Source organism: Leucobacter sp. L43 (assembly GCF_016597785.1).
Lineage (GTDB): Bacteria > Actinomycetota > Actinomycetes > Actinomycetales > Microbacteriaceae > Leucobacter > Leucobacter alluvii.
This window is the reverse complement of sequence record NZ_JAENJG010000001.1, coordinates 63,858-87,564: the sequence shown is the minus strand read 5'-3', so window position 1 is coordinate 87,564 and position 23,707 is coordinate 63,858. Positions and strand designations below refer to the sequence as shown.

The following is a 23,707-nucleotide window of genomic DNA, read 5'->3' as shown; positions in this document are numbered from 1 at the left end:
CTGTGCGTGAGATTCGCCGTGCGGCGCCTCTCACCGACACCATTATGTCACGACGGTGTCCGCAAGGGGCCTGAGGAAAGAACTCGCAGCTGGGCGCAGTAGGATCGCGCCATGAGTTCAGAGCTCCGCGCCCCGTCGCGCTCCGTCGCCTTCGCAATCTTCACGATCGTCGCCGGAGCCATCGGATGGTTCGCATCGTTCGAACTCCTCACGGAGTACATCAAGACGCTGCAGAACCCGGATTACGTTCCGAACTGCTCGGTGAGCATCCTGGTCACCTGCGGGCCGAACATGGCGTCCTGGCAAGGTGCGCTCCTCGGCTTCAGCAACACGATCATCGGTGTCGCAGCCTTCGTCGCACCGATCGCCGTCGGCGTGGCTCTCCTGGCGGGCGCTCGATTCGCGCCCTGGTTCTGGGTGACGTATCAGATCGGCTTGCTGGGCGGGTTCGCGCTCGTCAGCTGGCTCGTCGTGCAGAGCGTGTTCATGCTCGGAACGCTGTGCCCCTGGTGCATGGTCGTCTGGACCGCGACCATCCCGCTGTTCTGGATCACGCTGTTCCGCCCGTACGCGGTCGGAGACATACCGGTATCGCCGAACGCGCAGCGCGTGCTCGGGCGCTGCTACGCGTGGAGCTGGGTGGTCATCCTCGTCTGCTTCGCGACGATCGCGTTCGTCGCGCAGCTGCAGCTCGACTGGGTGTCGGAGTTCAGCCGAGGCTGAGCAGCTGGCGCCACAGCCGGTCTGCTTGCTCCAGCGTTTCGGCCTCAGTCCCAGAGGTATCGATCACCACGTCGGCCACGGCCCGGCGTTCCTCGTCGCTCGCCTGCTGCGATATGCGCTGGCGCGCCGCATCCTCGCTCATGCCGCGCAAGCTCATCATGCGCGCGATTCGGGTGTCGGCATCGGCTTCAGCGACGACGATGTGGTCCCACGGTTCGTCGCGCGCCGCCGTCTCGACGAGGAGCGGCACCTCGTACACGACGATCGCGTCGGGGTCCTCCGCGCGCGCGCGTTCGACGCGCTCGCGGAAGAGTCGCCGCACTTCGGGATGGACGATCGCATTGAGCTCGCCCAACGCCGCAGCATCGCCGAACACACGGGCTCCGAGCGCAGCGCGGTCCAGCGTTGCATCGGCACGCAGCACCCCCGAGCCGAATCGTTGCACGACGCGCGCGAGACCCGGCGACCCGGGGGCAACGGCGTCACGAGCGAGATCGTCGGCATCGATGCGAATCGCGCCGTGCTGGGCGAGCCGCCGTCCGATCGTTGATTTCCCTGCGGCGATCCCGCCCGTCAACCCGATCAATCGCATGCTGTCAGCTTATCCGCCGGCGACGTAGGCTGGCTCACGGGAGGGAACCATGCTCGAAATCATCACCGGGGTCGTGCTCGCGGCGTCGGCGGGCCTCAACGCGTACGTTCCGCTGCTGGGCTTGGGCCTGCTCTCCAGGTTCACGGAGTGGGTGAGCCTTCCGACCGGCTGGAGCTGGATCGAGAACGAATGGTCTTTGGGCATCCTCGGCGTCCTGCTCGTGATCGAGATGCTCGTCGACAAGGTTCCGGCTCTCGATTCGATCAATGACGTGCTCCACACCATCATCCGCCCGACTTCCGGAGGAATGGTCTTCGCCGCCGGGAGCGGCAGCGATACCGTCGCGGTGTCGGATCCCGCGGCATTCATCGCCTCCGCCGACGTCTGGCCCGTCGTCGTCGGGGCCTGCGTTGCGCTGATCCCCCATGCGCTCAAAGCCATCGCGCGCCCGGTCGTGAACGTGCTGACGGCTGGGGCAGGCGCTGCCGTCGCCAGCACGTTCGAAGACATCGGTGCGGTGGTGCTCACGGTGCTCGCCGTCGTCGCCCCGGTCGTCGCTCTCGTGGCACTCGGGTTCGTCATCGTCGCGCTCGTGCGCAGGCTCCAGCGCGCGCTGCGTGAGCGACGCGCGCGCGTGTGAGCGGATGCTCGCGCCTCCCCGAGCTGCGGCGCGCACGCCAGAAGGCCCGGCCCCCGAAGCGGGGACCGGGCCTTCTGGCGTGCGATGAGGGTTAGTTGCCCTCGAGCTGAGCCTTCAGTGCAGCCAGCGCAGCGTCGTCGGCGAGAGCGCCGGCCGAAGCCGCATCGCTCGAGAACGTCGACGAAGGCGCCTCGGCAGCGGGCGCAGCAGCGGCCTCCGCGAGCATGGAAGCGACCTGCTTCTTGTGCGCTTCCCAACGCTCCTGAGCGGCAGCGTACTCCTGCTCCCACTTCTCGCGCTGCGACTCGAAGCCTTCCTTCCACTCCTGGGTCTCAGGATCGAAGCCCTCGGGGTACTTGTACTCGCCGTTCTCGTCGTACTCCGTGGTCATGCCGTAGAGTGCGGGGTCGAACTCGGTGCCCTCGGGGTCGACGCCCTCGTTGGCCTGCTTGAGGCTGAGCGAGATGCGGCGACGATCGAGATCGATGTCGATGATCTTGACGAAGACCTCCTGGCCGGCCTGCACGACCTGCTCAGCGAGCTCGACGTGCTGACCCGAGAGCTCGGAGATGTGCACGAGGCCCTCGATGCCATCGGCGACGCGGACGAACGCGCCGAAGGGAACGAGCTTCGTGACGACGCCCGGGGCGATCTGACCGATCGCGTGGGTGCGTGCGAATACCTGCCACGGGTCTTCCTGCGTTGCCTTGAGCGACAGCGAGACGCGCTCGCGGTCGAGCTCGACGGAGAGCACCTCGACGGTGACTTCCTGTCCGACCTCGACGACGTCGGAGGCGTGCTCGATGTGCTTCCAGGAGAGCTCCGAGACGTGCACGAGGCCGTCCACGCCGCCGAGATCGACGAACGCGCCGAAGTTGACGATCGACGAGATGACGCCCTTGCGGACCTGGCCCGGCTTGAGTTCGGCGAGGAACGACGAGCGCGTGGCCGACTGGGTCTCTTCGAGCAGCGCACGACGCGAGAGCACGACGTTGTTGCGGTTCTTGTCGAGTTCGAGGATCTTCGCCTCGATCTCCTGGCCCAGGTAGGGGGTCAGGTCGCGTACACGGCGCAGCTCGATGAGCGAGGCCGGGAGGAAGCCGCGGAGCCCGATGTCGACGATGAGGCCGCCCTTGACGACCTCGATGACGGTGCCGGTGACGACGCCCTCGTTCTCCTTGATCTTCTCCACGTCGCCCCAAGCGCGCTCGTACTGAGCACGCTTCTTCGACAGGATGAGGCGACCTTCCTTGTCCTCCTTCTGGAGCACGAGTGCCTCGACGGAATCGCCGACCTCGACGACCTCACCGGGGTCGACGTCGTGCTTGATGGACAGCTCGCGCGAGGGGATGACGCCCTCGGTCTTGTACCCGACGTCGAGGAGCACCTCGTCGCGGTCGATCTTCACGACGGTGCCCTCGATGAGGTCGCCGTCGTTGAAGAACTTCAGGGTCGATTCGACCGCTGCAAGGAAGTCTTCGGCTGAGCCGATGTCGTTAACTGCGACCTGCTTGCGTTCGGTCGTTGCGTTCGTCATGTAATTGGTCTCCAGAATGGACAGGGTATCGAGGCGGAAGCACGCCGGTCTTGGCCGAATCTCGCAGATTCGCAAGTGCCCCCACGCGTGGACATGGTTGAGTCGCCACAGATGTGACAATTCATACTACCCCGGGGCGCGCCCGGGATCAATCGCGTGATTCACCGGCGCGTCCCAGCGGTTCAGGGGTCGTTCCGCTGGGAGCCGCGACCGCCGTTGCCGGTTCGGCGCGCACCTGCTCAGTGCGCGGCGGCGTTCCAATTCGCGCCGTGACCGACCTGCACCTCGAGCGGCACCGAGAGCTCTGCAGCTCCGGCCATCTCTTCGCGCACGATCGCTTCGAGCGTATCCCACTCCCCAGCGGCCACTTCGAACATGAGCTCGTCATGGATCTGCAGGAGCATGCGGGAAGCGAGTTGCGCCTCGCGCATCCGGAGTTCGACCCTGATCATCGCGCGCTTGATGATGTCGGCGGCCGAGCCCTGGATGGGTGCGTTGAGGGCTGCGCGCTCGGCGTTCTCGCGCAGGACGCGGTTGGGGCTCGCCAGATCGGGGAACGGCCGACGGCGGCCGTAGATCGTTTCGGTGAACATGTCGCGTTTCGCTTGATCGACCACCGACCGGAGGTAGTCGCGCACCCCGCCGAAGCGCTCGAAGTAGTCGGTCATGAGCTGTTTCGCCTCTGCCGAACTGATGTTCAGCTGCTTCGAGAGTCCGAACGCTGAGAGTCCGTAGGCCAATCCGTACGACATCGCCTTGACCTTCGAGCGCATCTCGCTGGTCACGTCTTGAGGATCGACGCCGAAGATGCGCGCGCCCACGAAGCGATGGAGGTCCTCGCCGGCGTTGAAGGCCTGAATGAGACCGGCGTCGCCCGAGAGGTGCGCCATGATGCGCATCTCGATCTGCGAGTAATCGGCCGTCATCAGGGTCTCGAACTCGCTGCTGTGGATGAACCCCTCGCGGATCCGTCGCCCCTCTTCCGAGCGCACCGGGATGTTCTGCAGGTTGGGGTCCGTCGACGCGAGACGACCCGTGCTCGATCCGGTCTGCACGAAGGTGGTGTGAATACGACCGTCCGGCTGCACCGATTTGATGAGCGTCTCGATCATCTGGCGCAGCTTGTTCGCGTCACGATGCCCGAGCAGGGCGTCCAGGAAGGGGTGCGGCTGCTTGGCCTGCAACTCAGCGAGAGCCGCCGCGTCGGTCGTGTACCCGCGCTGCGTCTTTCGCGTCTTCGGCATGTCGAGCTCGTCGAACAGCACTTCTTGCAGCTGCTTCGGCGATGACAGATTGACTTCGTGCCCGATGGCGTCGAATGCCTCCTGCTGCAGACGGGCGACGCGTTCCGTGAGCTCTGCGTGATGGGCCTCGAACAGCGGCTCGTCGACCTGCACGCCGCGGTACTCCAGGCCGTCGAGCACCGAGACGAGCGGCAGCTCGATCTCGCGGTAGATCTCCCCGGAGCGCGACTCGAAACGCTCCACCGCTGCGGCGTGCGTGCGCACCGTGTACCAGGCGAGTGTCGCGGTGTCCGCGACACTGCCTTCCTCGGGCACCAGCTGGTTCGGGTCGCCCTCCGGCACCTGCTCCCCCAGATACCGGAACACGGCGTCGGCGAGGCTCTTCTCCGCAGCCGACGGCCGAAGCACCCAGGTCGCAAGCAGCACGTCCCCGGCGATTCCGCCGATGCGCGCACCCGCTCGTCGCGCCAGGGCGAGCTGCTGCTTCGAATCGTAGAAGACCTTTGCGGCGTCGGACGCGAGCCATTGCTCGAAGAGCGCGTAATCGCGCCCCGCCGGCTGCCAGTCGAACTGCACCGATGAGTCTGCGGTAGCGATGCCGACGTCATAGCCGCCGTCGAGTTCTCGGATGAGGACCGCGGGAGACTCGTGCTTCGCGAGCCAGTCGGCGAGTTCCTCGTCGATGAGATTCTTCGGTACGGGCCGTTCGGGAGCGAGCGACGGCGACACCGTGGACGTCGCGCCGCCAGCCGGCACGGCGGCGCCGGCCAGTTTGCCGACGCGTTGCAGCAGGGTGCGGAACTCGAGCTTCGCGAAGATCTCCTGCACGGCGGCCATGTCGATCTCGCCCCGCTTCAATTCATCGAGCTCGACGTTGAGTTCGACGTCGCGCACCAGACGATTCAAGCGACGATTGCGCTCAGCCAGATGCGCATGCTCGCGAAGGCTCTCCCCCACTTTTCCGCCGACCTCGTCTTGACGCCGCAGAATCTCTTCGAGTGAGCCGAACTGATTGATCCATTTCACGGCCGTCTTCTCACCGACTCGCGGGATGCCCGGCAGATTGTCGCTCGTCTCCCCGACGAGCGCAGCGATCTCGGGGTACTGCTCGGGACGGATCCCGTAGCGTTCCATGACCTTCGCCGCGTCGTAGCGCGTCAGTTCGCTCACACCCTGCTTCGACGGGTACAGGAGCGTCACGCGGTCGTCGACCAGCTGAATCGTGTCGCGATCGCCGCTCACCACCAGCACCCGATATCCGTGCTCGGACGCCCGCGTCGCCAACGTCGCGAGAATGTCGTCGGCCTCGTAGTTCTCTTTCTCGATCGTGCGGATACCCATCGCGTGCAGCGCATCCTGCAGCAGCGGGATCTGCCCCTTGAACTCGGGCGGCGTCTCGCCGCGGGTCCCCTTGTACTCGGGATACTCCTCGGTGCGGAAGGAGTGCCGAGAGATGTCGAACGCCACCGCGAGCGCATCCGGTCGCTCGTTGCCGAGGAGGTTGATCAACATGGCGATGAAGCCGTGGATCGCGTTGGTGTGCTGCCCGGACTGGGTCTGGAAGCTATCGACCGGAAGCGCGTAGAACGCGCGGAAGGCAAGCGAGTGGCCATCGATGACCATGAGGGTAGGCTGAGTGTTCGACACGTGCCCAGCCTACAATCCGCCGCCGACATTCCGCAGGACGGACGCCGTCGCCCCCGGCTCGCGCGTGTCATCGACACGACGAAAGGCACCGATGTCCGCTCTTCCCAGCGCAGCAACTTCCTCCCCTGAAGACGCGATCGAGTACATTCGTCACCGCGGTCTCGGCGCACTCGCCGACCGCATGGGCATCGAGATGATCGAGTTCACGCCCGAACGGGCGGTCGCGACGATGCCCGTGGAGGGCAACACGCAGCCGGTGATGTTGCTGCACGGTGGTGCGTATGTGGTGCTGGGCGAGACTCTGGGCTCGATGCACGCGAACTTTCACGCCCCCGATGGCTGCGTCGCCGTGGGGCTGGACATCAACGCCACCCACACCGGCTCGGCCACGGAGGGAGTCGTGACCGGCGTGTGCAGTCCGATCAAGCTCGGACGGAGTGTTGCGGTGCATGAGATCGTAGTCTCCGATGCGCGCGGGATCCGGTGCTCGACCATTCGCATCACCAACTTCTACAAGCGGATCACCCAGGACTCCGAAGCCTGAGAACGACGAACGCCCCGGACCGCATCAGCGGGTCCGGGGCGTTCGCCTCGACAGGGGGCGTTAGTCCTTCTTCGGCCCGAGCTGGTCGATGATGGTCTTCGCGACGTCCTGCATCGTCAGTCGGCGATCCATCGATGCCTTCTGAATCCAGCGGAACGCCTCGGGCTCACTCAATCCCATCTTGTCGTTCAAGATTCCCTTGGCCCGATCGACGAGCTTGCGCGTCTCGAATCGTTCTGCGAGATCGGCGACCTCGCTCTCGAGCGCCACGATCTGCTGGAAGCGCGACAGCGCGATCTCGATGGCCGGGATCAGGTCGGCCGGAGTGAAGGGCTTCACGACGTAGGCAAGCGCCCCGGCCTCGCTCGCGCGCTCGACCAGCTCGCGCTGGCTGAACGCAGTGAGCAGCACCACGGGAGCGAGATGCGTCTTGTTGATCCGCTCGGCTGCCGAGATGCCGTCGAGCTGCGGCATCTTCACGTCCATCACCACGAGGTCAGGACGCAGTTCTTCGACGAGCTTCACCGCCGTCTCGCCGTCTCCCGCCTCACCGACCACTTCGAAACCGTTATCGCGCAGCGTCTCGACGATATCGAGGCGGATCAGGGATTCGTCTTCCGCGACGACAACGCGTCGCGGAGCGCTCGGTGCAGTGCTCTGGTCATTCACTCCACCAGCTTACGTCATTCTCGCTGTGGATTTCCGACCCTACTCGAGATTCGCGACAGGCTCCGGTTCTTCCGTGTCGTCCTCCCCGAACTCAGGCGCCTCAGGGTGCCCGTGCTGCACCAGGAGATCATCCTCTCCGCTCGGCTGCGAGATCGGTGCACGCCCCTCTTCGCCGTCGGGATGCGCGCTGGTGTTGTTCATCGACATGGTGTCCTCCTCAGGTGGTTGGGGACCCAGTCTGCGCGGAGCAGGGCTCTGCCACCAGGGGCTAGCCCTCATCCCCGGCGCACCCGTACCCTACGGCGCAGCGCACACCCGCTCCGTGCAAGGGCGGCGAGCCCGCCCCCAGGAGCAATCACCTGAATAGGTCGCTCTGCGTCCGATGAGCTGCGATGCTTGAGAGTAGCTCCAGCGACCAAAGACGGTTGCGAACGAAAGGACCACATCATGGGATCCATCCGGTACGACGGTCTGACCACGCACTTCGACGATCGACTGCTCACCCACCTCCAGATCATCATCGTCCAGAAGCTCATGCGAGAAGAGTCGTTTCTCATGTCGTGGAAAGACAGCCTGAGCACCGGCGATGGGCGCACTGCCATCTGGCTGTCTCCGGAGACGACGCTCACCTTCAAGTTCGTCGGCAGTCGAGTGCCTGAGATCAACAAGAAGTGGCTTCTGCGCCTCGGAGAATCGGCAAGCTCCACGACCGGCCTCATCGTCACCGGAGAAGATGGGGAACTCGCGGCGGCGGAGGCCACCGGCAGCAGGTATCCGGGCAACCTTCGCCCGGGAAACTGACTGCGGCGTCATCGCGATCACGCTGGCGGCTTCCGCCTGGTCGCCCCTCGATGTCCGAACGCCGGGAGCGCTCCGCGCCTCCTGAACCACGACACCCCCGGCTTCCGCGAAGTATCGCGCGAAGCCGGGGGTGTGTCGTTCGTGCCGAATGCGGGACTTGAACCCGCACGCCTTTCGGCAACGCATTTTGAGTGCGCCGTGTCTGCCAATTCCACCAATTCGGCGAACTCCCCAAGCTTATCGCATGGGGAGCCGTGTCTCACGTCGGGCGGCGACCCACGGGCGCGTCGCCGCCACAGCCCGAGGATCAGGCCTGCGGGTCCTCCGCGGTCTTCGTGAACTTACGCGGACCGGCCTCGGGCAGCAGACCGGTGGCCTCACCGATGCGATGGATCCGCAGCGTATTCGTCGTTCCCACGACTCCGGGAGGCGACCCGGCGATGATGACGACCTTCTCCCCGACCTCGATGCGCGAGTGCTCGAGCAGCACTTTGTCCACCTGCACGAACATCTCGTCCGTGCTGTCGACGCGCGGCACCTCGTAGCTGCGTGCGCCCCACGTCAGTTCCATGCGTCGACGAGTGTCGGGATCTGGAGTGAACCCGATGATCGGCATCGGCCGTCGCAGGCGCGACATCCGTCGCACGGTGTCGCCCGACTCCGTGAAGACGCAGATGTAACGCGCGCCGACGAAGTCGGCCACGTCAGAAGCTGCGAGCGTCAGCACGCCTCCCTGCGTACGGGGAGCCGCCCCGAGGGGCTCGATGCGGTCGAGCGCGTGATCCTCAGTCGCCTCGATGATCTTCGCCATCGTGGCCACCGCTTCGATCGGGTAGGCGCCCACGCTCGTCTCTCCGGAGAGCATGACGGCGTCGGCGCCATCCAGCACGGCGTTCGCGCAGTCAGAGGCCTCCGCGCGCGTGGGGCGCGGGTTCTCGATCATCGACTCCAGCACCTGGGTCGCCACGATCACCGGCTTCGCATTCCGACGCGCGATCGTCACCGCCTCTGCCTGCACCAGCGGCACGCGCTCGAGCGGCAGTTCGACGCCGAGATCACCGCGGGCGACCATGATCCCGTCGAACGCAGCGACGATGCCTTCGAGGTGCTCGACTGCCTGCGGCTTCTCGATCTTCGCGATCACCGGCAGACGCACTCCGACCTCATCCATGATCTCGTGCACGCGGGTGATGTCGGCGGCGTCGCGCACGAAGGAGAGTGCGATGTAGTCGACGCCGAGCGCGAGCGCCCATCGCAGATCTTCCTCGTCCTTGTCGGAAAGCGCGGGAACGTTCACGGCAACGCCGGGGAGGTTGATCCCCTTGTTGTTGGAGATCGAACCGGGCACCTCGACCACGGTGTGCACCGTGTCCTCGGTCACGCGCACGGCGCGAAGGGTGACCTTGCCGTCATCGATCAGCAACGGATCACCGGCGCTGACGTCACCCGGCAGTCCCTTGTGCGTGGTTCCGCCGATGGTGCGATTCCCGACCACATCGCGAGTCGTGATCGCGAATTCGTCGCCGACAGCGAGCGCATACGGGCCGTCCTCGAACACGCCAAGACGAATCTTCGGACCCTGCAGATCCGCGAGCACCGCGATCGGGCGACCGACCTCGGCCTCGGCGCGACGAATATTCCTGTAGATGCCCTCATGCACGTTGTAGGTGCCGTGGGACATGTTGAGCCGCGCGACGTTCACGCCGGCCTGGATCAGCGCGAGCGTGTGGTCGTAGCTGGAAACAGCGGGTCCCCAAGTGGCGACGATCTTGGCGTGACGCATGCAGCGTGCTCCTTCGTTAGTGGGTCTTGCTGGGCTCGACGCCGCTCGCGGGCTCGAGCGACGCATCGGGCAGCGCTTCCGTCTCGGATGCCGAGACTGACGTACCGTCGCCGCGATCGATCACGTGGTAGTACTCGTTCGTGTCGGCGGTATCGGCGAGCACGGTGTCTCCCGGATGGCGTCGGCCGGGCAGGTACACGGTGTTCTCGAGCCCGACGTGGCGATGACGGCGCAGAATGAACAGCGCGATGCCGACCACGATCGCCAGGATCGCAGCGAGCACGTTGGTGCGCACGCCGAGGAAGAGCAGGCTGGGATCGACGCGCAGCGACTCGGTGAACGCGCGGCCGACGCCGTACCAGATGAGGTAGAGGGCGAAGAAGGTGCCCCACCGCGGACGCCACTTCCGCTCGATGGCGAGCAGCACGACGATTCCGAGGATGTTCCACAGCGCCTCGTAGAGGAAGGTCGGGTGGAAGAGGGTGCCCTCGGGCAGTCCGATGGGGAATGCCGCGTTCGTCGACTCGATCTCGAGCCCCCACGGGAGCGTCGTGGGACCGCCGAAGAGCTCATGGTTGAACCAGTTGCCGAGACGACCGACCGCCTGCGCGATCAGCAGTCCGGGCACGAGCGCGTCCGCGAAGGACCAGAACCGGATGCCGGTGATCCGCGACGCGATGAGCACGCCGATCGCTCCCCCGATGAGCGCTCCGAAGATCGCGATGCCGCCGTTCCAGAATGCGAAGATCTCAAGCGGGTTCTTGCCCTCGCCGAAGTAGTCTCCCCAGTGCGTGACGACGTGGTAGAGCCGGGCTCCCAGGATCCCGAGCACGAGCGACCACACGAGGAAGTCGAAGACCGCTCCCCGCTCGCCACCGCGCTGTCCCAGCCGTCGCGCCGTCCAGATGCCGGCGATGATGATGCCGACGATGATGCAGAGCGCGTAGAAGTAGATCCGGAACGGACCGAGCTGCAGGTACTGCAGCTCGGGGCTCGGAATGCTCAACGGGAGAATCATTCACTCCTCTTTCGCCGGCGGCCTCGCGCCGCAGGACTCGGGTGGATGCCGCGCGATCGTGCCGCGCGGCGGACGGGTCAATCTTAGCGCGCGGTGCCTCGGGCGATGCCCGCGACGGTTTCGGCGAGCTGCGGCACGCCGCCGTCGCGTAGCGCACGCACGAATGCGGTGCCGACGATGGCACCGTCCGCGTATTCGAGCGCACCGGCGACCTGCTCAGCCGTCGAGATTCCGATGCCGACGCAGGCGAGCGCTGCGCCCTGCTCGCGGAGCCGCGCCGTGAGCCCCCGGGCTGCCGCGTCGAGCTCGGCGCGTTCGCCCGTGATCCCCATCGTCGAGACCGTGTAGACGAACCCGGTACTCGCGCGACTCACGAGCGCGAGCCGCGCATCCGTCGAACTCGGAGCTGCGAGGAACACGCGATCGAGTCCATGAGCCTCGCTCGCCGCTATCCAATCGTCTGCGGAGTCCGGCGTGATGTCTGGTGTGATCAGCCCGGCGCCGCCAGCAGCCGCGAGGTCGCGAGCGAACGCGTCCACCCCGTACTGCATCACGGGGTTCCAGTACGTCATCACGAGTACCGGCACGTCTACGGCATCCCGCACGCGACGCACTGCCTCGAAGACGTCGGCGAGACGGAAGCCCGCCGCGAGAGCCGTCTGCGTGGCCTCCTGGATCACCGCGCCGTCCATGACGGGGTCGGAGTACGGCACGCCGAACTCCAACACGTCGGCTCCGCTTCGTGCCATCGCGATCGCGGCTTCCACACTGGTGTCCAGGTCGGGGAAGCCCACTGGCAGGTACCCCACGAGCGCTCCCCGGCGCTCCTGGTTCGCAGCGAGGATCGCTTTCGCGACGCTGGATCCGTGCTCGGTCATCCGTCGATCTCCGATCCGTCTTCCGGGAGCAGCCCGAAGTAGCGGCCTGCGGTCGCCATGTCTTTGTCGCCGCGGCCCGACAGGCTCACGAGCACGACGCCGTCCGGCCCCAGATCGGTGCCGATCCGCTGCGCCCCCGCAAGGGCGTGCGCCGATTCGATAGCGGGAATGATGCCCTCGGTCCGGCTCAGCAGCCGAAGCGCCTGCATCGCCTCGTCGTCGGTGGCGGGGATGTACTCCGCGCGCCCGATGTCGGCGAGCCACGCGTGCTCCGGCCCGACGCCCGGATAGTCGAGGCCGGCGGAGATCGAATGAGATTCGATGGTCTGCCCGTCGTCGTCCTGCAGCACGTACGTCCTCGCTCCGTGCAGCACGCCGGGGCGCCCGCGCTCGATCGACGCCGCGTGCTGGTCGGTGTCGACGCCGTCGCCTGCGGCTTCCACGCCGTAGAGGCGCACATCGGCGTCGTCGAGGAACGCGTCGAACATGCCGATCGCATTGGAACCGCCCCCGACGCACGCGACGACGGCATCGGGAAGACGGCCGATGCGCTCGAGCAGCTGAGCACGGGCTTCTTCGGAGATGATCTTCTGGAAGTCGCGCACCATCGCCGGGAACGGATGCGGCCCAGCGGCGGTCCCGAAGATGTAGTTGGTGCGATCGACGCTCGCGACCCAATCGCGATACGCCTCGTTGATCGCATCCTTGAGCGTGCGAGAACCGGTCCTGACGGGAACGACTTCAGCGCCGAGCAGACGCATCCGCGCGACGTTCAATGCCTGACGCTCGGTATCGACTTCGCCCATGTACACGGTGCATTCGAGGCCGAAGAGCGCTGCAGCCGTCGCGGTGGCCACGCCGTGCTGGCCGGCTCCGGTCTCGGCGATCACGCGAGTCTTGCCCAACCGTCGAGTGAGCAGCGCCTGCCCGAGCACATTGTTGATCTTGTGCGAGCCGGTGTGGTTCAAGTCTTCGCGCTTCAGGAACACGCGTGCCCCACCTGCGTGCTCGGCGAAGCGCGGCACCTCGGTGATGGGTGATGGGCGCCCGGCGTACGAGAGCAGCAACTCCGCCAGTTCAGAGCGGAAGGCGGGGTCGGCCTGCGCCTCTGCGTACGCGTCGGTCAGCTCGTCGATCGCCGCGATCAGCGATTCCGGCATGAACCTCCCGCCGAACTCTCCGAAGAACGGACCATGCTGGTCGCGCAGGCTGGTGACGCCGGTCGTCGATTCGGTCACTGGTGTCCTTTTCAGCTTGAGACGCTTCAGACGCTCACGTAGGTCTGCAGCGTCGCGATGGGGTCGTTCGTCACGAGCGCCTCGCCGACGAGCACCGCGTCGGCTCCCGCTTCGCGGTAGTGCTCCACATCCGCGACGTTGAGCACGGCCGATTCCGCCACGCGGATCACGCCGGCCGGAATCTGGTCCGCGACTCGTCCGAACAGGTCGCGATCGAGTTCGAAGGTGCGCAGATCGCGCGCGTTGACTCCGACGAGCTGAGCGCCGAGGTCCACGGCTCGCGCGACCTCCTCAGCGCTGTGCGCCTCGACGAGCGGCGTCATTCCGAGCTCGCGGATCACATCGTGGAGGCGGACGAGGCGGTCCTGCGGGAGCGCGGCGACGATGAGGAGCACGAGATCGGCTCCGGAAGCACGGGCCTCGAGCACCTGGTACTCATCTCCGATGAAGTCCTTGCGCAGCACGGGAATGCTGATCGCTTTGCGCACGGCTTCCAGGTCGGCGAGGGATCCCTTGAACTTCCGCTCTTCGGTGAGCACGCTCACCGCGCTCGCACCGCCGGCCTCGTACTGAGCCGCGAGGTCCTGTGGAAGCGGGATCTCGGCGAGATCGCCGCGCGATGGGCTGGCACGCTTCACCTCGGCGATCACCTTCATGTGCTCGGCGGGCGCGAGCGCAGCGAGTGCGTCGAGCGCCGGGCGAGCGGCGAGGGCATCGGATTCGACTACCGAGTACGACCGGAGCTCGCGGCGCGAGGCCGCGTCCTCGAGCGAGCCGGCGAGCAGATCTTCGAGCACGTCAGTCGTGTGCTGGAGGGGTGAACTTCGGGCCGTTCACGCCGTATCCGGCCTTCGAGAGGATCCACCCGAGCAGCGCACCGACGACGACGACTCCGACACACGCCCATACGAGTACGGGCATATGAAGGAAGAAGAAGACGGTTCCGGCGGCGATGCCGATCAGCATCACCACGACCGCTGTCCATGCGGCCGGCGAATCACCGTGGCCGGGGTCTCCGTGCTGGGTACTCATGAATCTCCTCTGAACAGATTTCGACGTTCCCAGACTAGCGGAAATCCGGGATGGGTTCTGGCACCGCCGCAAGCGCCCGGCGAGCCGGCCGCCCACGACGTCACCGTTTCCGACCCGCGTCGTCGGCCTCGCCGTCGCTGGGATCGTCTCCGCCCGAGAGCGCGTCCCAGTCCGAGATGCGGTCCGGCGTGTTCGTGGAGACATCGGCCGGCCGCGGGGCGGCGTCGTACTTCCGCCCGCCTGCCGCCCAGGTGCCGCTGAAGACGGCGACGACCAGGCCGAGGATCGCGGCGAGCACGCCAGCGACGACGCACACCCAGATCCAGGCCGAGAGGCGGCTCCAGACGACGAGATCCGTGGTCGCTTCACCCGAGATCCCGGTGAGCGACGTGATCGTTCCCGTGATCGCCGTGAGCGGCGCAGCCAGCACGCTGATCGTGAGCGCCGTCAGCCCGGCGCCGAGCAGCGCGACCAGGACGCCGAGGGCGCGGCGGAAGACGGGGCCGGCGATCGTCAGCGCGAGGGCCGCGGCGACGATGGCGATCGAGATCGGGGACACCGCTGCGTTGACCTCGTGGCCGGCGACCGTTTCGACGCTGTGCGTCCCGTCGACCATGAACGAGACCCAGGTCTGAGATCCGGCGAGCAGTCCGAGCGCTCCCACGAGGGCGATCGCGGAGATGGTGAGGAGCTTAGGACGCATCAGCGGCCTCCCCGAGTGCGTGGAGCGTGTTCGCGATGGCGACGGCGCGCAACGGCGCAGCCGCCTTGCTTCGGCACTCCGCGTCCTCGGTCTCCGGCACCGAGTCCGCGACGACGCCGGCACCTGCCTGCACCATCGCGATCCCGTTCTTGATCGTCGCCGTGCGGATCGCGATGGCGAGATCGGCAGCCCCACCGAGGCCGAAGTATCCGACGACGCCGCCGTAGACGCCGCGCTGCACCGGCTCGAGTTCGTCGATGATCTGCAGCGCGCGCGGTTTGGGAGCCCCCGACAGCGTGCCAGCGGGGAAGGTCGCGCGGAAGACGTCCACCGGATTCGCCTCTGGCCGCTTCTGCCCCTCGACGCTCGAGACGATGTGCATGATGTGGCTGAAGCGCTCGATCCGCATGAATTCCGTGACCTCGACCGACCCCGGTTCGCACACCCGCAGCAGATCGTTGCGCGCCAGGTCCACGAGCATGAGGTGCTCGGCGCGCTCCTTCTCATCGGCGAGGAGGTCGCGCTCGTACTGCTGGTCTTCCTCAATGCTGACGCCGCGCGGGCGCGAGCCCGCGATCGGATGAGTGAGCACATGGCCGCCCTCCTGGACCGTGACCAACGCCTCCGGGCTCGACCCGACGACCGAGAACGGCTCGCCAGCTGCGTCTTCGAGCTGCAGCAGGTACAGGTACGGGCTCGGGTTGAGATGGCGGAGCACTCGGTACACATCGAGAGGGTCCGCAGTGCATGTCTGGTCGAAGCGCTGCGACGGCACCACCTGGAAGATGTCGCCGTCGACGATGTAGCGCTTCGCCGCCTCGACCGAAGCGACGTACTCTGGCGTGCTCGTCAATCGTGTCGGCTCAGCGGTCGCTTCGCGATCCACGGTGTTCAGCGGTGAGCGCTCGGGGGCCGCGAGCGCCGCCTGCAGGGCGTCGAGTCGGGCCTGCGCGTCGGCCCACTGGGCATCGGCCGACCCGGCGGCGCCGTGGGGTGCTGGATCGCCGAGCGCCTCATCGTTGAGCACATTCGCGAGCAGCACGACACTGCCCTCGCGGTGGTCGATGACGACGAGTTCGGAGACGAAGCTGAGGCCCTGCGTCGGCAAGCCGGAACCCGTGGAGGGCCCGTGCTCGAGCTTCTCGAACTGTCGCACGGTCTCCCAACCGAGGTATCCGACGAACCCGCTCGCGAGTGGAGGAAGGCCAGCGACCTGCGGCGACCGCCAGCGCTCATAGAGCGCGCTGAGCGCCTCGACCGGCGCCAGCGCGTCGACTCCCCCGGGAAGCAGCCGCTCGGCAGAGACGTCGAACGCCCGGTCCTGCGCCCAGTGCGCTCTTCCCTCGCGCTCCCCGAGCACGCCGAAGCTTCCGGCTCCAACGAAACTGAAGCGCGTCCAGACCCCTCCCTGCTCCGCCGATTCCAGCAGGAAGGTGCCGGGGCGGGAGGCAGCGACCTTGCGATAGATGCCGACCGGCGTGTCGGCATCGGCGAAGATCTCGCGGCAGACGGGAATGACGGCATGGGAGTCGCGCGCGGCGTCGAACGCGGCGCGCGTGGTGGTCAGGCTCACCGCTTCAGCCTACCGCGGACGCCCGGGGCGCCCGTGCGTCAGGCATCTCCTGAGGGATCGCCGACGAGCGCGGTCACGTCGCGATCGGTGAAGCAGGTGCGCGTCCCCGTATGGCACGCGGCGCCGATCTGAACGACACGCACGAGCAGCGTGTCTCCGTCGCAGTCCATGGCCACCCCGCGCACGTACTGGCGATGCCCGGAGGTGTCGCCCTTCCTCCAGTACTCGCGACGCGAACGGGACCAGAACGTCACGCGCCCGGTCGTCAGCGTGCGACGCACCGCTTCGTGATCCATCCACGCCAGCATGAGCACATCGCCCGACTCGTCGTCCTGGATGATCGCGGGCAGCAGGCCGTCGTGAGCGAAGACGAGATCGTTGGGTACGGGATCGATGTCGCTCATCATTCAGCCCCTGAGATCGCGGTGCGTACGGTGTGGCCCTCAGCCGCCAGCGCTGCCTTCACCTGACCGATGGTGAAGGTCCCGTCGTGGAAGACCGAAGCGGCGAGCACCGCGTCGGCGCCCGCGTCGACCGCGGGTGCGAAGTGCTCGAGCCGCCCCGCGCCGCCCGACGCGACGATCGGCACCTCGGAGATCTCGCGCACGAGCGCCGTGAGCTCGAGGTCGAAGCCGGCGAGGGTGCCGTCGGCGTCCATCGAGTTCACGAGCAGCTCGCCAGCGCCCCGATCCACTGCTTCGCGGCACCACTCGAGCGCGTCGAGGTCGGTCTCGCGCTTTCCGCCATGCGTGGTCACGACGAAGCCCGACGACGTGCGCGGACTGCGCTTCACATCGAGCGAGAGCACCAGCACCTGAGCGCCGAAGCGGTCGGCGATCTCGCCGATCACGTCGGGACGGGCGATCGCGCCGCTGTTGATCCCGATCTTGTCGGCGCCGACGCCCAGGAGCCTCGCGACGTCCTCGGGGCCCCGCACTCCCCCGCCGACGGTCAACGGGATGAACACTTGCTCCGCGGTGCGACGCACGACGTCGTAGGTGGTCGACCGATCGTCCACTGTTGCCGTGACATCGAGGAACGTGAGTTCGTCCGCGCCCTGCGCGGCGTACCTGGCGGCGAGCTCGACGGGATCACCCGCATCGCGCAGGTTGAGGAAGTTGACGCCTTTGACGACGCGCCCGCCGGAGACGTCGAGGCAGGGAATGACGCGTGTCGCGATCGACATTTCGCAGCCTCTCAGAGGCGCGCCGCGTGAATCGCGGTCACGAGAATGGCACGGGCGCCGAGATCGTACAGCCGATCCATGATCTGGTTGGCATCATCGGAGGGGACCATCACCCTGACGGCGACCCAGCGGTCGTCTTGCAGCGGCGAGACGGTCGGGGACTCCATGCCGCCTGCAACCCGAGACGCTTCATCGAGCTGCTCGACGGGCAAGTCGTAGTCCATGAGCACGTACTTGCGCGCCACGAGCACGCCCTGCAGTCGACGCAGGAGTCGATCGATGTCGGGGTGGGCGTTCGGCCCCCCGATGAGCACCGCGGTCGATTCGAGAATGACCGGCCCGAAGATCTCCAGACCAGCTGCGCGCAGGGTCGCTCCCGTCGAGACGACGTCGGCGACGGCGTCGGCGACGCCGAGCTGCACGGCGGATTCGACAGCTCCGTCGAGCTTCACGTGCTCGGCCTCCACGCCCCGCGCGCGCAGAAAGTCATCGACGAGCTTCGGGTAGCTGGTCGCGATGCGCTTGCCGGCGAGGTCGGAGAGATCAGAGATCTCGCTCGTCGCCGGTGCAGCGAAGCGGAAGGTCGAATCGCCGAACTCGAGTGCGGCGATCTCGCGCGATTCCGATCCGGAGTCGAGCAGCAGGTCGCGGCCGGTGATGCCGACATCCAAGGCTCCTGAGCCGACGTAGGTCGCGATGTCCTTCGGGCGCAGGTAGAAGAACTCCACCTGGTTGCGGGCATCGGTGTGCACGAGCTTGCGGCTGTCGCGGCGACCCGAGTAGCCGGCTTCGGCCAGCATCTCGGCTGCGGTTTCAGAGAGGGACCCCTTATTGGGGACGGCGATGCGGAGCATGATGCGTGAAAGTCCTTCCGTGCGGCCGAGGAGCCGGCCAGTGAGTGCGGTCAGCGGCGAGCATCGACGTGCGGAGCGACCCGCTCGTCGATGCTACAGATGCGCGTAGACGTCTTCGAGACGCATGCCCTTCGAGAGCATGAGCACCTGCAGGTGGTAGAGCAGCTGACTGATCTCCTCCGCGCACGCCTCGTCGGATTCGTACTCCGCGGCCATCCAGACCTCAGCGGCTTCCTCGACGATCTTCTTCCCGATCGCATGCACCCCGGCGTCCAGGCGGGCGACAGTGTCGCTCCCCTCAGGGCGGGCGGCCGCCTTTTCGCTGAGTTCGGCGAAGAGCGCCTCGAACGATTTCACGTGAACAGCCTAGCGGGTTTCGCGTCGACGGCGGATCGCGCCGACCGTCGCCCGGTCAGTGCGCGTGCGCCGCTGCTGCCGTGCGCAGTTCGGCGATCCGCTCCTCCGGCACCCCCGAATACACGGCCGAACCGGCCACGAAGGTGTCGGCACCCGCTTCGGCCGCGATCCCGATCGTATCGACTGTGATCCCCCCGTCGACCTGCAACCAGAGGTCGAGACCGAAGCGCGCCCTCGCCTCGGCGACGCGACGGAGCTTCGGCATCATGTCGTGCATGAACGACTGCCCGCCGAAGCCGGGCTCCACGGTCATCACGAGCACCTGATCGAACTCGGGCAGCAGTTCGAGGTAGGGCTCGGGATCGGTGCCCGGCTTCAGCGCGATGCCGGCGCGCGCTCCCCGTGCCCGGAGCGCCCGCGCGAGTGCCACGGGATCCTCCGCGGCCTCCGCGTGGAACGTCACCGAGTAGGCGCCGAGGTCCGCGTATCCGGGCGCCCAGCGATCCGCGTCGGAGATCATCAGGTGCACGTCGAGCGGTACCGGAGAGACTCCCTGGATGCGCTCGACGATGGGCGGTCCCATCGTGAGATTCGGCACGAAGTGATTGTCCATCACGTCGACGTGCACGAGGTCGGCGGTGCTGATCGCCTCCAGTTCGCTCTGCAGGTTCACGAAGTCGGCGGACAGAATACTCGGGTTGATGCGCTGCGCGGTCACGACCCCAGCCTAGGGCGTCTTGCGCACGGGCTCGTCCCCGTCGCCCGTAACAGTCGGCCCCGCCGGGGCGGGTGGGGGCGCGGCAGCAGCGGATGGCGCGGGGGCAGCGGCAGCAGGAGCGACGGGAGCGGCAGCGTAGCTCTGCGAAAGCACGCGATAGGCGCGAGTGAAGCACGCACCGACTGCGACGAGCACCATGGCGGCGCCGGTCCACACGAAGATGAGCGCGATACCCCGGCTCTCGCCCGATCCGAGCAGCCAGCCCCAGCTGGCGGCTCCCGCGGGCTCCTCCATGTACGGCACGATCCAGAACTCCGCGATCGGGGCGATGAGCAGTGACGTGATCGGTGCTGCCGCGGCTTCGAATGTCATAGCGAGACCGAATACGCGGCCCTGCTTCTCGTAGGGGACCACGCGTTGGATGACCGTCTGCTCTGCAGCTTCGACCGCCGGCATCAGCGCCATGAACAGCCAAATCCCCGAGATGAAGAGCCAGGGCCAGTCGCGCAGGGTGAACACCATGCCGAGCACGCCCAGCAGCCCGGCGAGCATCAGAATCGTGCGGATCGGGTTCTTCCCCAGCCCCCATTTCGCGACGACGGCGCCGCCGACGATGAATCCCGTCGAGGCGACTCCGAACACGATGCCCCACACTTCGACGGGGAAGAGTTCGAGCCCGTACGGGTCGAGCAGCGCCATGAACACGCCGCCGGAGAGATTGTTGAGCGTCGAGAAGAACACGAGTGCGATCAGGCCGGGAACGGCGAGCATGGCCGCCAGGCCGCCGCGGAAATCGACAGCGCTGCGCGTCGGGTCCTGCACGATCTCAGGCTCGGGAATGCGGAGCGCGAGCAGATGGACGATGGGCGCGCCGACGAGCACCGTCGCGATGAGGATCGTGCCGCCCATGCCGAGGAACCCGACCGACAATCCGCTGAAGACGCTCGTCGCGATGAACGCGAGCCCCTGCACCGTGCCGACCAGGCCGTTCGCATTCGCGTGCCGCTCCGTCGGCACCAGGAGCGTCACGGTCGTGGACAGGGCGAGGTTGCGCAGCAACTCGACGACGCAGCCGGCGAGCACGATGAGCGTGAACAGCCAGAACCAGGGGCGGTCGAGACGCAGGAGCTCGGTCTCGGGAACGACGAAGAAGATCACGCACCCCGTGACGAACGCGACGAGCGACGACACCGCAGAGACGAGCATCACCCGCTGCTTGCGCATCCGGTCGACGAGAGAGCCGAACCACATCGAGCACAGCGCGATCAGAATCATGTAGACCGCCCCGAGCACCCCGGTCGCGAGAATGCTGCGCGTCTCGAGGTAGACCCAGAAGACCACGGCGAACCAGAGGAAGTTGGTCGTGAGATTGGCGACCGCGGTGTTCACGAGCACGTGCAGGAACGTGCGCATGCCTCCCTCGGGAGGCGTCGGCGCGGTCGAAGGCGGCGGTGCCTCCGGCTCCGGATGCGGGGTCATGCTCACAGGGTAAGCCCGACCTCCGACATCCACCAGATCAGGAGTCGATCGCGCGGCGCTCGATGAGCGAGATGAACATCGCGTCCGTACCGTGTCGATGCGGCCAGAGTTGGACGCTCAACCCGTCTCCCGGCAGATCGAGGGGCTCCCGGGCCACCTCCCCGACCACCGCGCGCGCATCGATCTCCACCAGATCCGCTCGACTGCGCAGCAGACGATCCACAGTGACCCGCGTCTCCGCGAGGTGAGGCGAGCACGTCACGTAGGCGAGGATTCCTCCTGGAGCGAGGTGGGCGCACGCCTCCTGCAGCAACTCCGCCTGCAACCGCGTGAGCCCTGGGAGGTCGGATGGCTGCTTCCGCCAGCGGGCTTCGGGCCGGCGCCGCAATGCGCCGAGCCCTGAGCATGGCGCATCGACCAGGATGCGGTCGAACCGTTCGCCGCCGTACGCCTCGTCATCCCGGCCGTCGAACGAGACCACGTCGACCGCGCCCGCGACTCCCGCGACCGAGTTCCGCACGAGCTGCGCGCGATGCGCTGCAACCTCGTTCGCACGCACGCTCGCGCCCCCGATGAGCGCCTCCGCTCCCAGAACGGCCGTCTTTCCGCCGGGCCCGGCGCACAGATCGAGCCAACGCTCCCCGGGCCGCACCGGCCGCGCGCGGGTGAGCGCGAGCGCGGCGAGTTGCGAACCCTGATCCTGCACACGCGCGAATCCACGCCGCGCTCCACTGGCCGCGATGGCGCGTGCGGGGTCACCGCCCCCGATCTCGACGCCGAGCGGCGATGGTCCCGAAACGACGACCTCGGCCTCCGCAGCGCGCTCGGCAGCTTCGATCGGAGTGACCCCGGCGCCCGGCAGGATCGCGACGTTGACGCGCGGAGCCGCGTTGTCGGCGACCAGCAGTGCGTCGAGCTCGTCTTCACGCCCTTCGATCCGCAACGCGTCCTGCATGGCGCGAATCACCCACGCCGGGTGCGAGGCGAGCGCGGCGCGGGCATCGTCGACCCCGGCGGCGGACTCCGCGATCCGCGCATCCCATTCCTCATTCGATGCACGCCCGATACTCCTGAGCACGCCGTTCACGAAGCCGGCCGCTGCGCGGTTGCCCACGCGCCGCTGCAGCTCGACGCTCTCGTTCACCGCTGCGTGCGGCGCGGTACGCATGCCGAGCAGCTGATGAACGCCCAACCGCAGGACGTTGCGCGTTCTGGCATCGATGCGCTCGATCTCGCGATCTGCCGCGAGCTCGATGATCCGGTCGTACCTGCCGCGCCACCGCAATGCGCCGGAGGCGAGCTCCGTTGCGAGGCCAGCGTCGCGCGTATCGAGCCCCGCCTCTCGGATACGCCCCGGGAGGGCGAGATTCGCATAGGCCTCGCGATCCTCGACATCGCGCAGCACATCGTAAGCGACGAGCCGAGCGGGCGAGATGGCCGCTCCGCTCCGCTCGGCGCTCTCGCGCCGGTCCGGCCTTCCGCCCCGTGCGCCGCCGCTGCGGCCCCGGCCGCGCGCGCCGTGCTGCGTTCCGCTCATGCGAGTTCCGCCCGTCCATCGCGTCCGCGCAACCACGCGGCGCCGTCCATCGCCGGTTTTCCCGCCGGCTGCACCCGCACCAGCTCGAGCATCCCGTCGTGGAGGGCGAGCATCGCCCTTCCCTCCAGCAGGCCGACCGCGCCGGCCTGCATCGCATCGACGCCCGGTGGTGAGTCGGAGCCCGACGGGGCGCGCAGTTCCCTGACCTTCAACGGCACCCCGTCATGCATCGCGTAGGCCCCGGGCTCCGGCGTCATCGCGGCCCACTGCGCGAGAACGTCACGGGCCCCGCGCCCGAGATCGAGGCGACCGTCTTCGCGCGTGAGCTTCTCGGCGTAGCTCGCCTCTCCGACCTGAGGCGCGCCCGCCGCGGGGTCCGCCCCGAGCAGTTCCACGGCTTCGACGAGCGCGCCGGTGCCGAACGAAGCGAGATCTGAGAGCGCAGCGCCCGCAGACGTTCCTTCCGGATACTGCCGCGAATCCGTCGTCAGAATGTCGCCGGCGTCGAGCGCTGCGACCAGGCGGAACACGGTCACGCCGAGGCGCTGCTCCCCCGCCTCCAATGCGCGCTGGACGGGAGCCGCACCGCGCCACTTCGGCAGCGCGGAGAAATGCAGGTTGATCCACCCGAGCTCCGGCGTGCTGAGCAGCGGCTCTCGAACGAGGCCGCCGTACGCGACGATCACCCCGAGCTCGGGAGCGAGCTGACGCACCCAGGCAGTGGCCTCGTCATCGAGACGGTTCGTCCGGTGCACCGGAATTCCCAGAGCTTCGGACGCCACCGCGACCGGCGACGGGGTGAGCACGCGCTTCCGCCCGAGCGGAGCATCCTCGCGGGTGACCACTCCCACGACTTCGTGCCCGGCGGCGCGAAGCGCGTGGAGACTGGGTACGGCGAACTCAGGGGTTCCGGCAAAGACGATCCGCATCCGGCCATTCTCCCACGCCCGCACC

25 protein-coding genes and 1 tRNA gene are annotated in these 23,707 nt (G+C 67.3%); 4 read left to right on the top strand and 22 right to left on the bottom strand.

All coding sequences use genetic code 11. From position 1 onward, the window contains the following. Positions 1-111: 111 nt before the first annotated feature. Positions 112-723, top strand: coding sequence for a vitamin K epoxide reductase family protein (locus JE033_RS00405; RefSeq protein ID WP_200328717.1), 612 nt, complete (start codon positions 112-114; stop codon positions 721-723). Here JE033_RS00405 and coaE read toward each other — a convergent pair. Next, positions 710-1,315 (bottom strand): dephospho-CoA kinase, encoded by a 606-nt coding sequence (gene coaE, locus JE033_RS00400; protein WP_200328715.1) that lies wholly within the window; start codon positions 1,313-1,315, stop codon positions 710-712. The genes JE033_RS00405 and coaE overlap by 14 nt on opposite strands. Before the next feature lie 49 nt (positions 1,316-1,364). On the opposite strand from coaE, the gene JE033_RS00395 reads away from it, so the two are divergent. Then, positions 1,365-1,955, top strand: coding sequence for a DUF4126 domain-containing protein (locus tag JE033_RS00395; protein ID WP_200328713.1), 591 nt, complete (start codon positions 1,365-1,367; stop codon positions 1,953-1,955). A gap of 91 nt (positions 1,956-2,046) precedes the next feature. Here the strand turns inward: JE033_RS00395 and rpsA are convergent, their stop codons facing one another. Next, a complete protein-coding gene (gene rpsA / locus JE033_RS00390) occupies positions 2,047-3,492 on the bottom strand; it encodes a 30S ribosomal protein S1 (RefSeq protein ID WP_090149227.1) in 1,446 nt (481 codons plus the stop codon). 239 nt (positions 3,493-3,731) lie between these two features. Next, a complete protein-coding gene (gene polA / locus JE033_RS00385; protein ID WP_200330930.1) occupies positions 3,732-6,359 on the bottom strand; it encodes a DNA polymerase I in 2,628 nt (875 codons plus the stop codon). Between the two features lie 115 nt (positions 6,360-6,474). Between polA and JE033_RS00380 the strand changes: the two genes are divergently transcribed. Then, a complete protein-coding gene (locus JE033_RS00380) occupies positions 6,475-6,927 on the top strand; it encodes a hotdog fold thioesterase (protein ID WP_200330928.1) in 453 nt (150 codons plus the stop codon). 60 nt (positions 6,928-6,987) lie between these two features. On the opposite strand, the gene JE033_RS00375 is transcribed toward JE033_RS00380, so the two are convergent. Continuing rightward, a complete protein-coding gene (locus JE033_RS00375; RefSeq protein ID WP_029608346.1) occupies positions 6,988-7,596 on the bottom strand; it encodes an ANTAR domain-containing response regulator in 609 nt (202 codons plus the stop codon). A gap of 39 nt (positions 7,597-7,635) precedes the next feature. Then, entirely contained in the window at positions 7,636-7,803 is a 168-nt protein-coding gene (locus JE033_RS00370) for a hypothetical protein (protein ID WP_176698328.1), read from the bottom strand. Between the two features lie 240 nt (positions 7,804-8,043). On the opposite strand from JE033_RS00370, the gene JE033_RS00365 reads away from it, so the two are divergent. After that, positions 8,044-8,397, top strand: coding sequence for an ATP-dependent DNA ligase (locus JE033_RS00365; protein ID WP_200328711.1), 354 nt, complete (start codon positions 8,044-8,046; stop codon positions 8,395-8,397). Between the two features lie 142 nt (positions 8,398-8,539). Here the strand turns inward: JE033_RS00365 and JE033_RS00360 are convergent. The 17 genes from JE033_RS00360 to JE033_RS00280 all read right to left on the bottom strand — a co-directional run bounded on the left by JE033_RS00360 (position 8,540) and on the right by JE033_RS00280 (position 23,682). After that, positions 8,540-8,621, bottom strand: a tRNA-Leu gene (locus JE033_RS00360). A gap of 83 nt (positions 8,622-8,704) precedes the next feature. Continuing rightward, positions 8,705-10,180 carry a pyruvate kinase gene (gene pyk / locus JE033_RS00355; RefSeq protein WP_200328709.1) on the bottom strand — a complete coding sequence of 492 codons (1,476 nt, stop codon included), beginning with the start codon at positions 10,178-10,180 and terminating at the stop codon, positions 8,705-8,707. Between the two features lie 16 nt (positions 10,181-10,196). Continuing rightward, positions 10,197-11,198 (bottom strand): prolipoprotein diacylglyceryl transferase, encoded by a 1,002-nt coding sequence (lgt, locus tag JE033_RS00350; RefSeq protein WP_090149245.1) that lies wholly within the window; start codon positions 11,196-11,198, stop codon positions 10,197-10,199. A gap of 83 nt (positions 11,199-11,281) precedes the next feature. Then, a complete protein-coding gene (gene trpA, locus JE033_RS00345; RefSeq protein WP_200328707.1) occupies positions 11,282-12,076 on the bottom strand; it encodes a tryptophan synthase subunit alpha in 795 nt (264 codons plus the stop codon). Beyond that, positions 12,073-13,236 carry a tryptophan synthase subunit beta gene (gene trpB / locus JE033_RS00340; RefSeq protein WP_176698341.1) on the bottom strand — a complete coding sequence of 388 codons (1,164 nt, stop codon included), beginning with the start codon at positions 13,234-13,236 and terminating at the stop codon, positions 12,073-12,075. The genes trpA and trpB overlap by 4 nt, the downstream gene beginning before the upstream one ends. 104 nt (positions 13,237-13,340) lie before the next feature. Beyond that, entirely contained in the window at positions 13,341-14,111 is a 771-nt protein-coding gene (gene trpC / locus JE033_RS00335) for an indole-3-glycerol phosphate synthase TrpC (protein WP_200328705.1), read from the bottom strand. A 1-nt stretch (position 14,112) separates the two neighbouring features. Beyond that, on the bottom strand, positions 14,113-14,346 hold the full coding sequence (locus tag JE033_RS00330; protein WP_090149265.1) for an HGxxPAAW family protein: 234 nt from the start codon (positions 14,344-14,346) through the stop codon (positions 14,113-14,115). Positions 14,347-14,446: 100 nt separating this feature from the next. Then, entirely contained in the window at positions 14,447-15,049 is a 603-nt protein-coding gene (locus JE033_RS00325) for a Trp biosynthesis-associated membrane protein (protein WP_200328703.1), read from the bottom strand. Next, a complete protein-coding gene (locus tag JE033_RS00320) occupies positions 15,039-16,622 on the bottom strand; it encodes an anthranilate synthase component I (RefSeq protein WP_200328701.1) in 1,584 nt (527 codons plus the stop codon). The genes JE033_RS00325 and JE033_RS00320 overlap by 11 nt, the downstream gene beginning before the upstream one ends. 38 nt (positions 16,623-16,660) lie before the next feature. After that, positions 16,661-17,029, bottom strand: a complete 369-nt coding sequence (gene hisI, locus JE033_RS00315) for a phosphoribosyl-AMP cyclohydrolase (protein ID WP_370567871.1) — start codon at positions 17,027-17,029, stop codon at positions 16,661-16,663. After that, positions 17,026-17,808, bottom strand: coding sequence for an imidazole glycerol phosphate synthase subunit HisF (hisF, locus tag JE033_RS00310; protein ID WP_200328699.1), 783 nt, complete (start codon positions 17,806-17,808; stop codon positions 17,026-17,028). The genes hisI and hisF overlap by 4 nt, the downstream gene beginning before the upstream one ends. An 11-nt stretch (positions 17,809-17,819) precedes the next feature. Then, positions 17,820-18,662 (bottom strand): ATP phosphoribosyltransferase, encoded by an 843-nt coding sequence (gene hisG / locus JE033_RS00305; protein WP_090149288.1) that lies wholly within the window; start codon positions 18,660-18,662, stop codon positions 17,820-17,822. A 93-nt stretch (positions 18,663-18,755) separates the two neighbouring features. Beyond that, positions 18,756-19,019, bottom strand: coding sequence for a phosphoribosyl-ATP diphosphatase (locus tag JE033_RS00300; RefSeq protein WP_090149295.1), 264 nt, complete (start codon positions 19,017-19,019; stop codon positions 18,756-18,758). Between the two features lie 55 nt (positions 19,020-19,074). Beyond that, on the bottom strand, positions 19,075-19,737 hold the full coding sequence (gene rpe, locus JE033_RS00295; protein ID WP_090149299.1) for a ribulose-phosphate 3-epimerase: 663 nt from the start codon (positions 19,735-19,737) through the stop codon (positions 19,075-19,077). A 9-nt stretch (positions 19,738-19,746) separates the two neighbouring features. Beyond that, positions 19,747-21,150: an MFS transporter gene (locus JE033_RS00290; RefSeq protein WP_234037147.1), complete on the bottom strand. Its 1,404-nt coding sequence runs from the start codon at positions 21,148-21,150 to the stop codon at positions 19,747-19,749. A gap of 103 nt (positions 21,151-21,253) precedes the next feature. Beyond that, positions 21,254-22,753: an RsmB/NOP family class I SAM-dependent RNA methyltransferase gene (locus JE033_RS00285; RefSeq protein WP_200328697.1), complete on the bottom strand. Its 1,500-nt coding sequence runs from the start codon at positions 22,751-22,753 to the stop codon at positions 21,254-21,256. Then, positions 22,750-23,682, bottom strand: coding sequence for a methionyl-tRNA formyltransferase (locus JE033_RS00280; RefSeq protein ID WP_200328695.1), 933 nt, complete (start codon positions 23,680-23,682; stop codon positions 22,750-22,752). Before JE033_RS00280 ends, JE033_RS00285 begins: the two co-directional genes overlap by 4 nt. Positions 23,683-23,707: the final 25 nt, after the last annotated feature.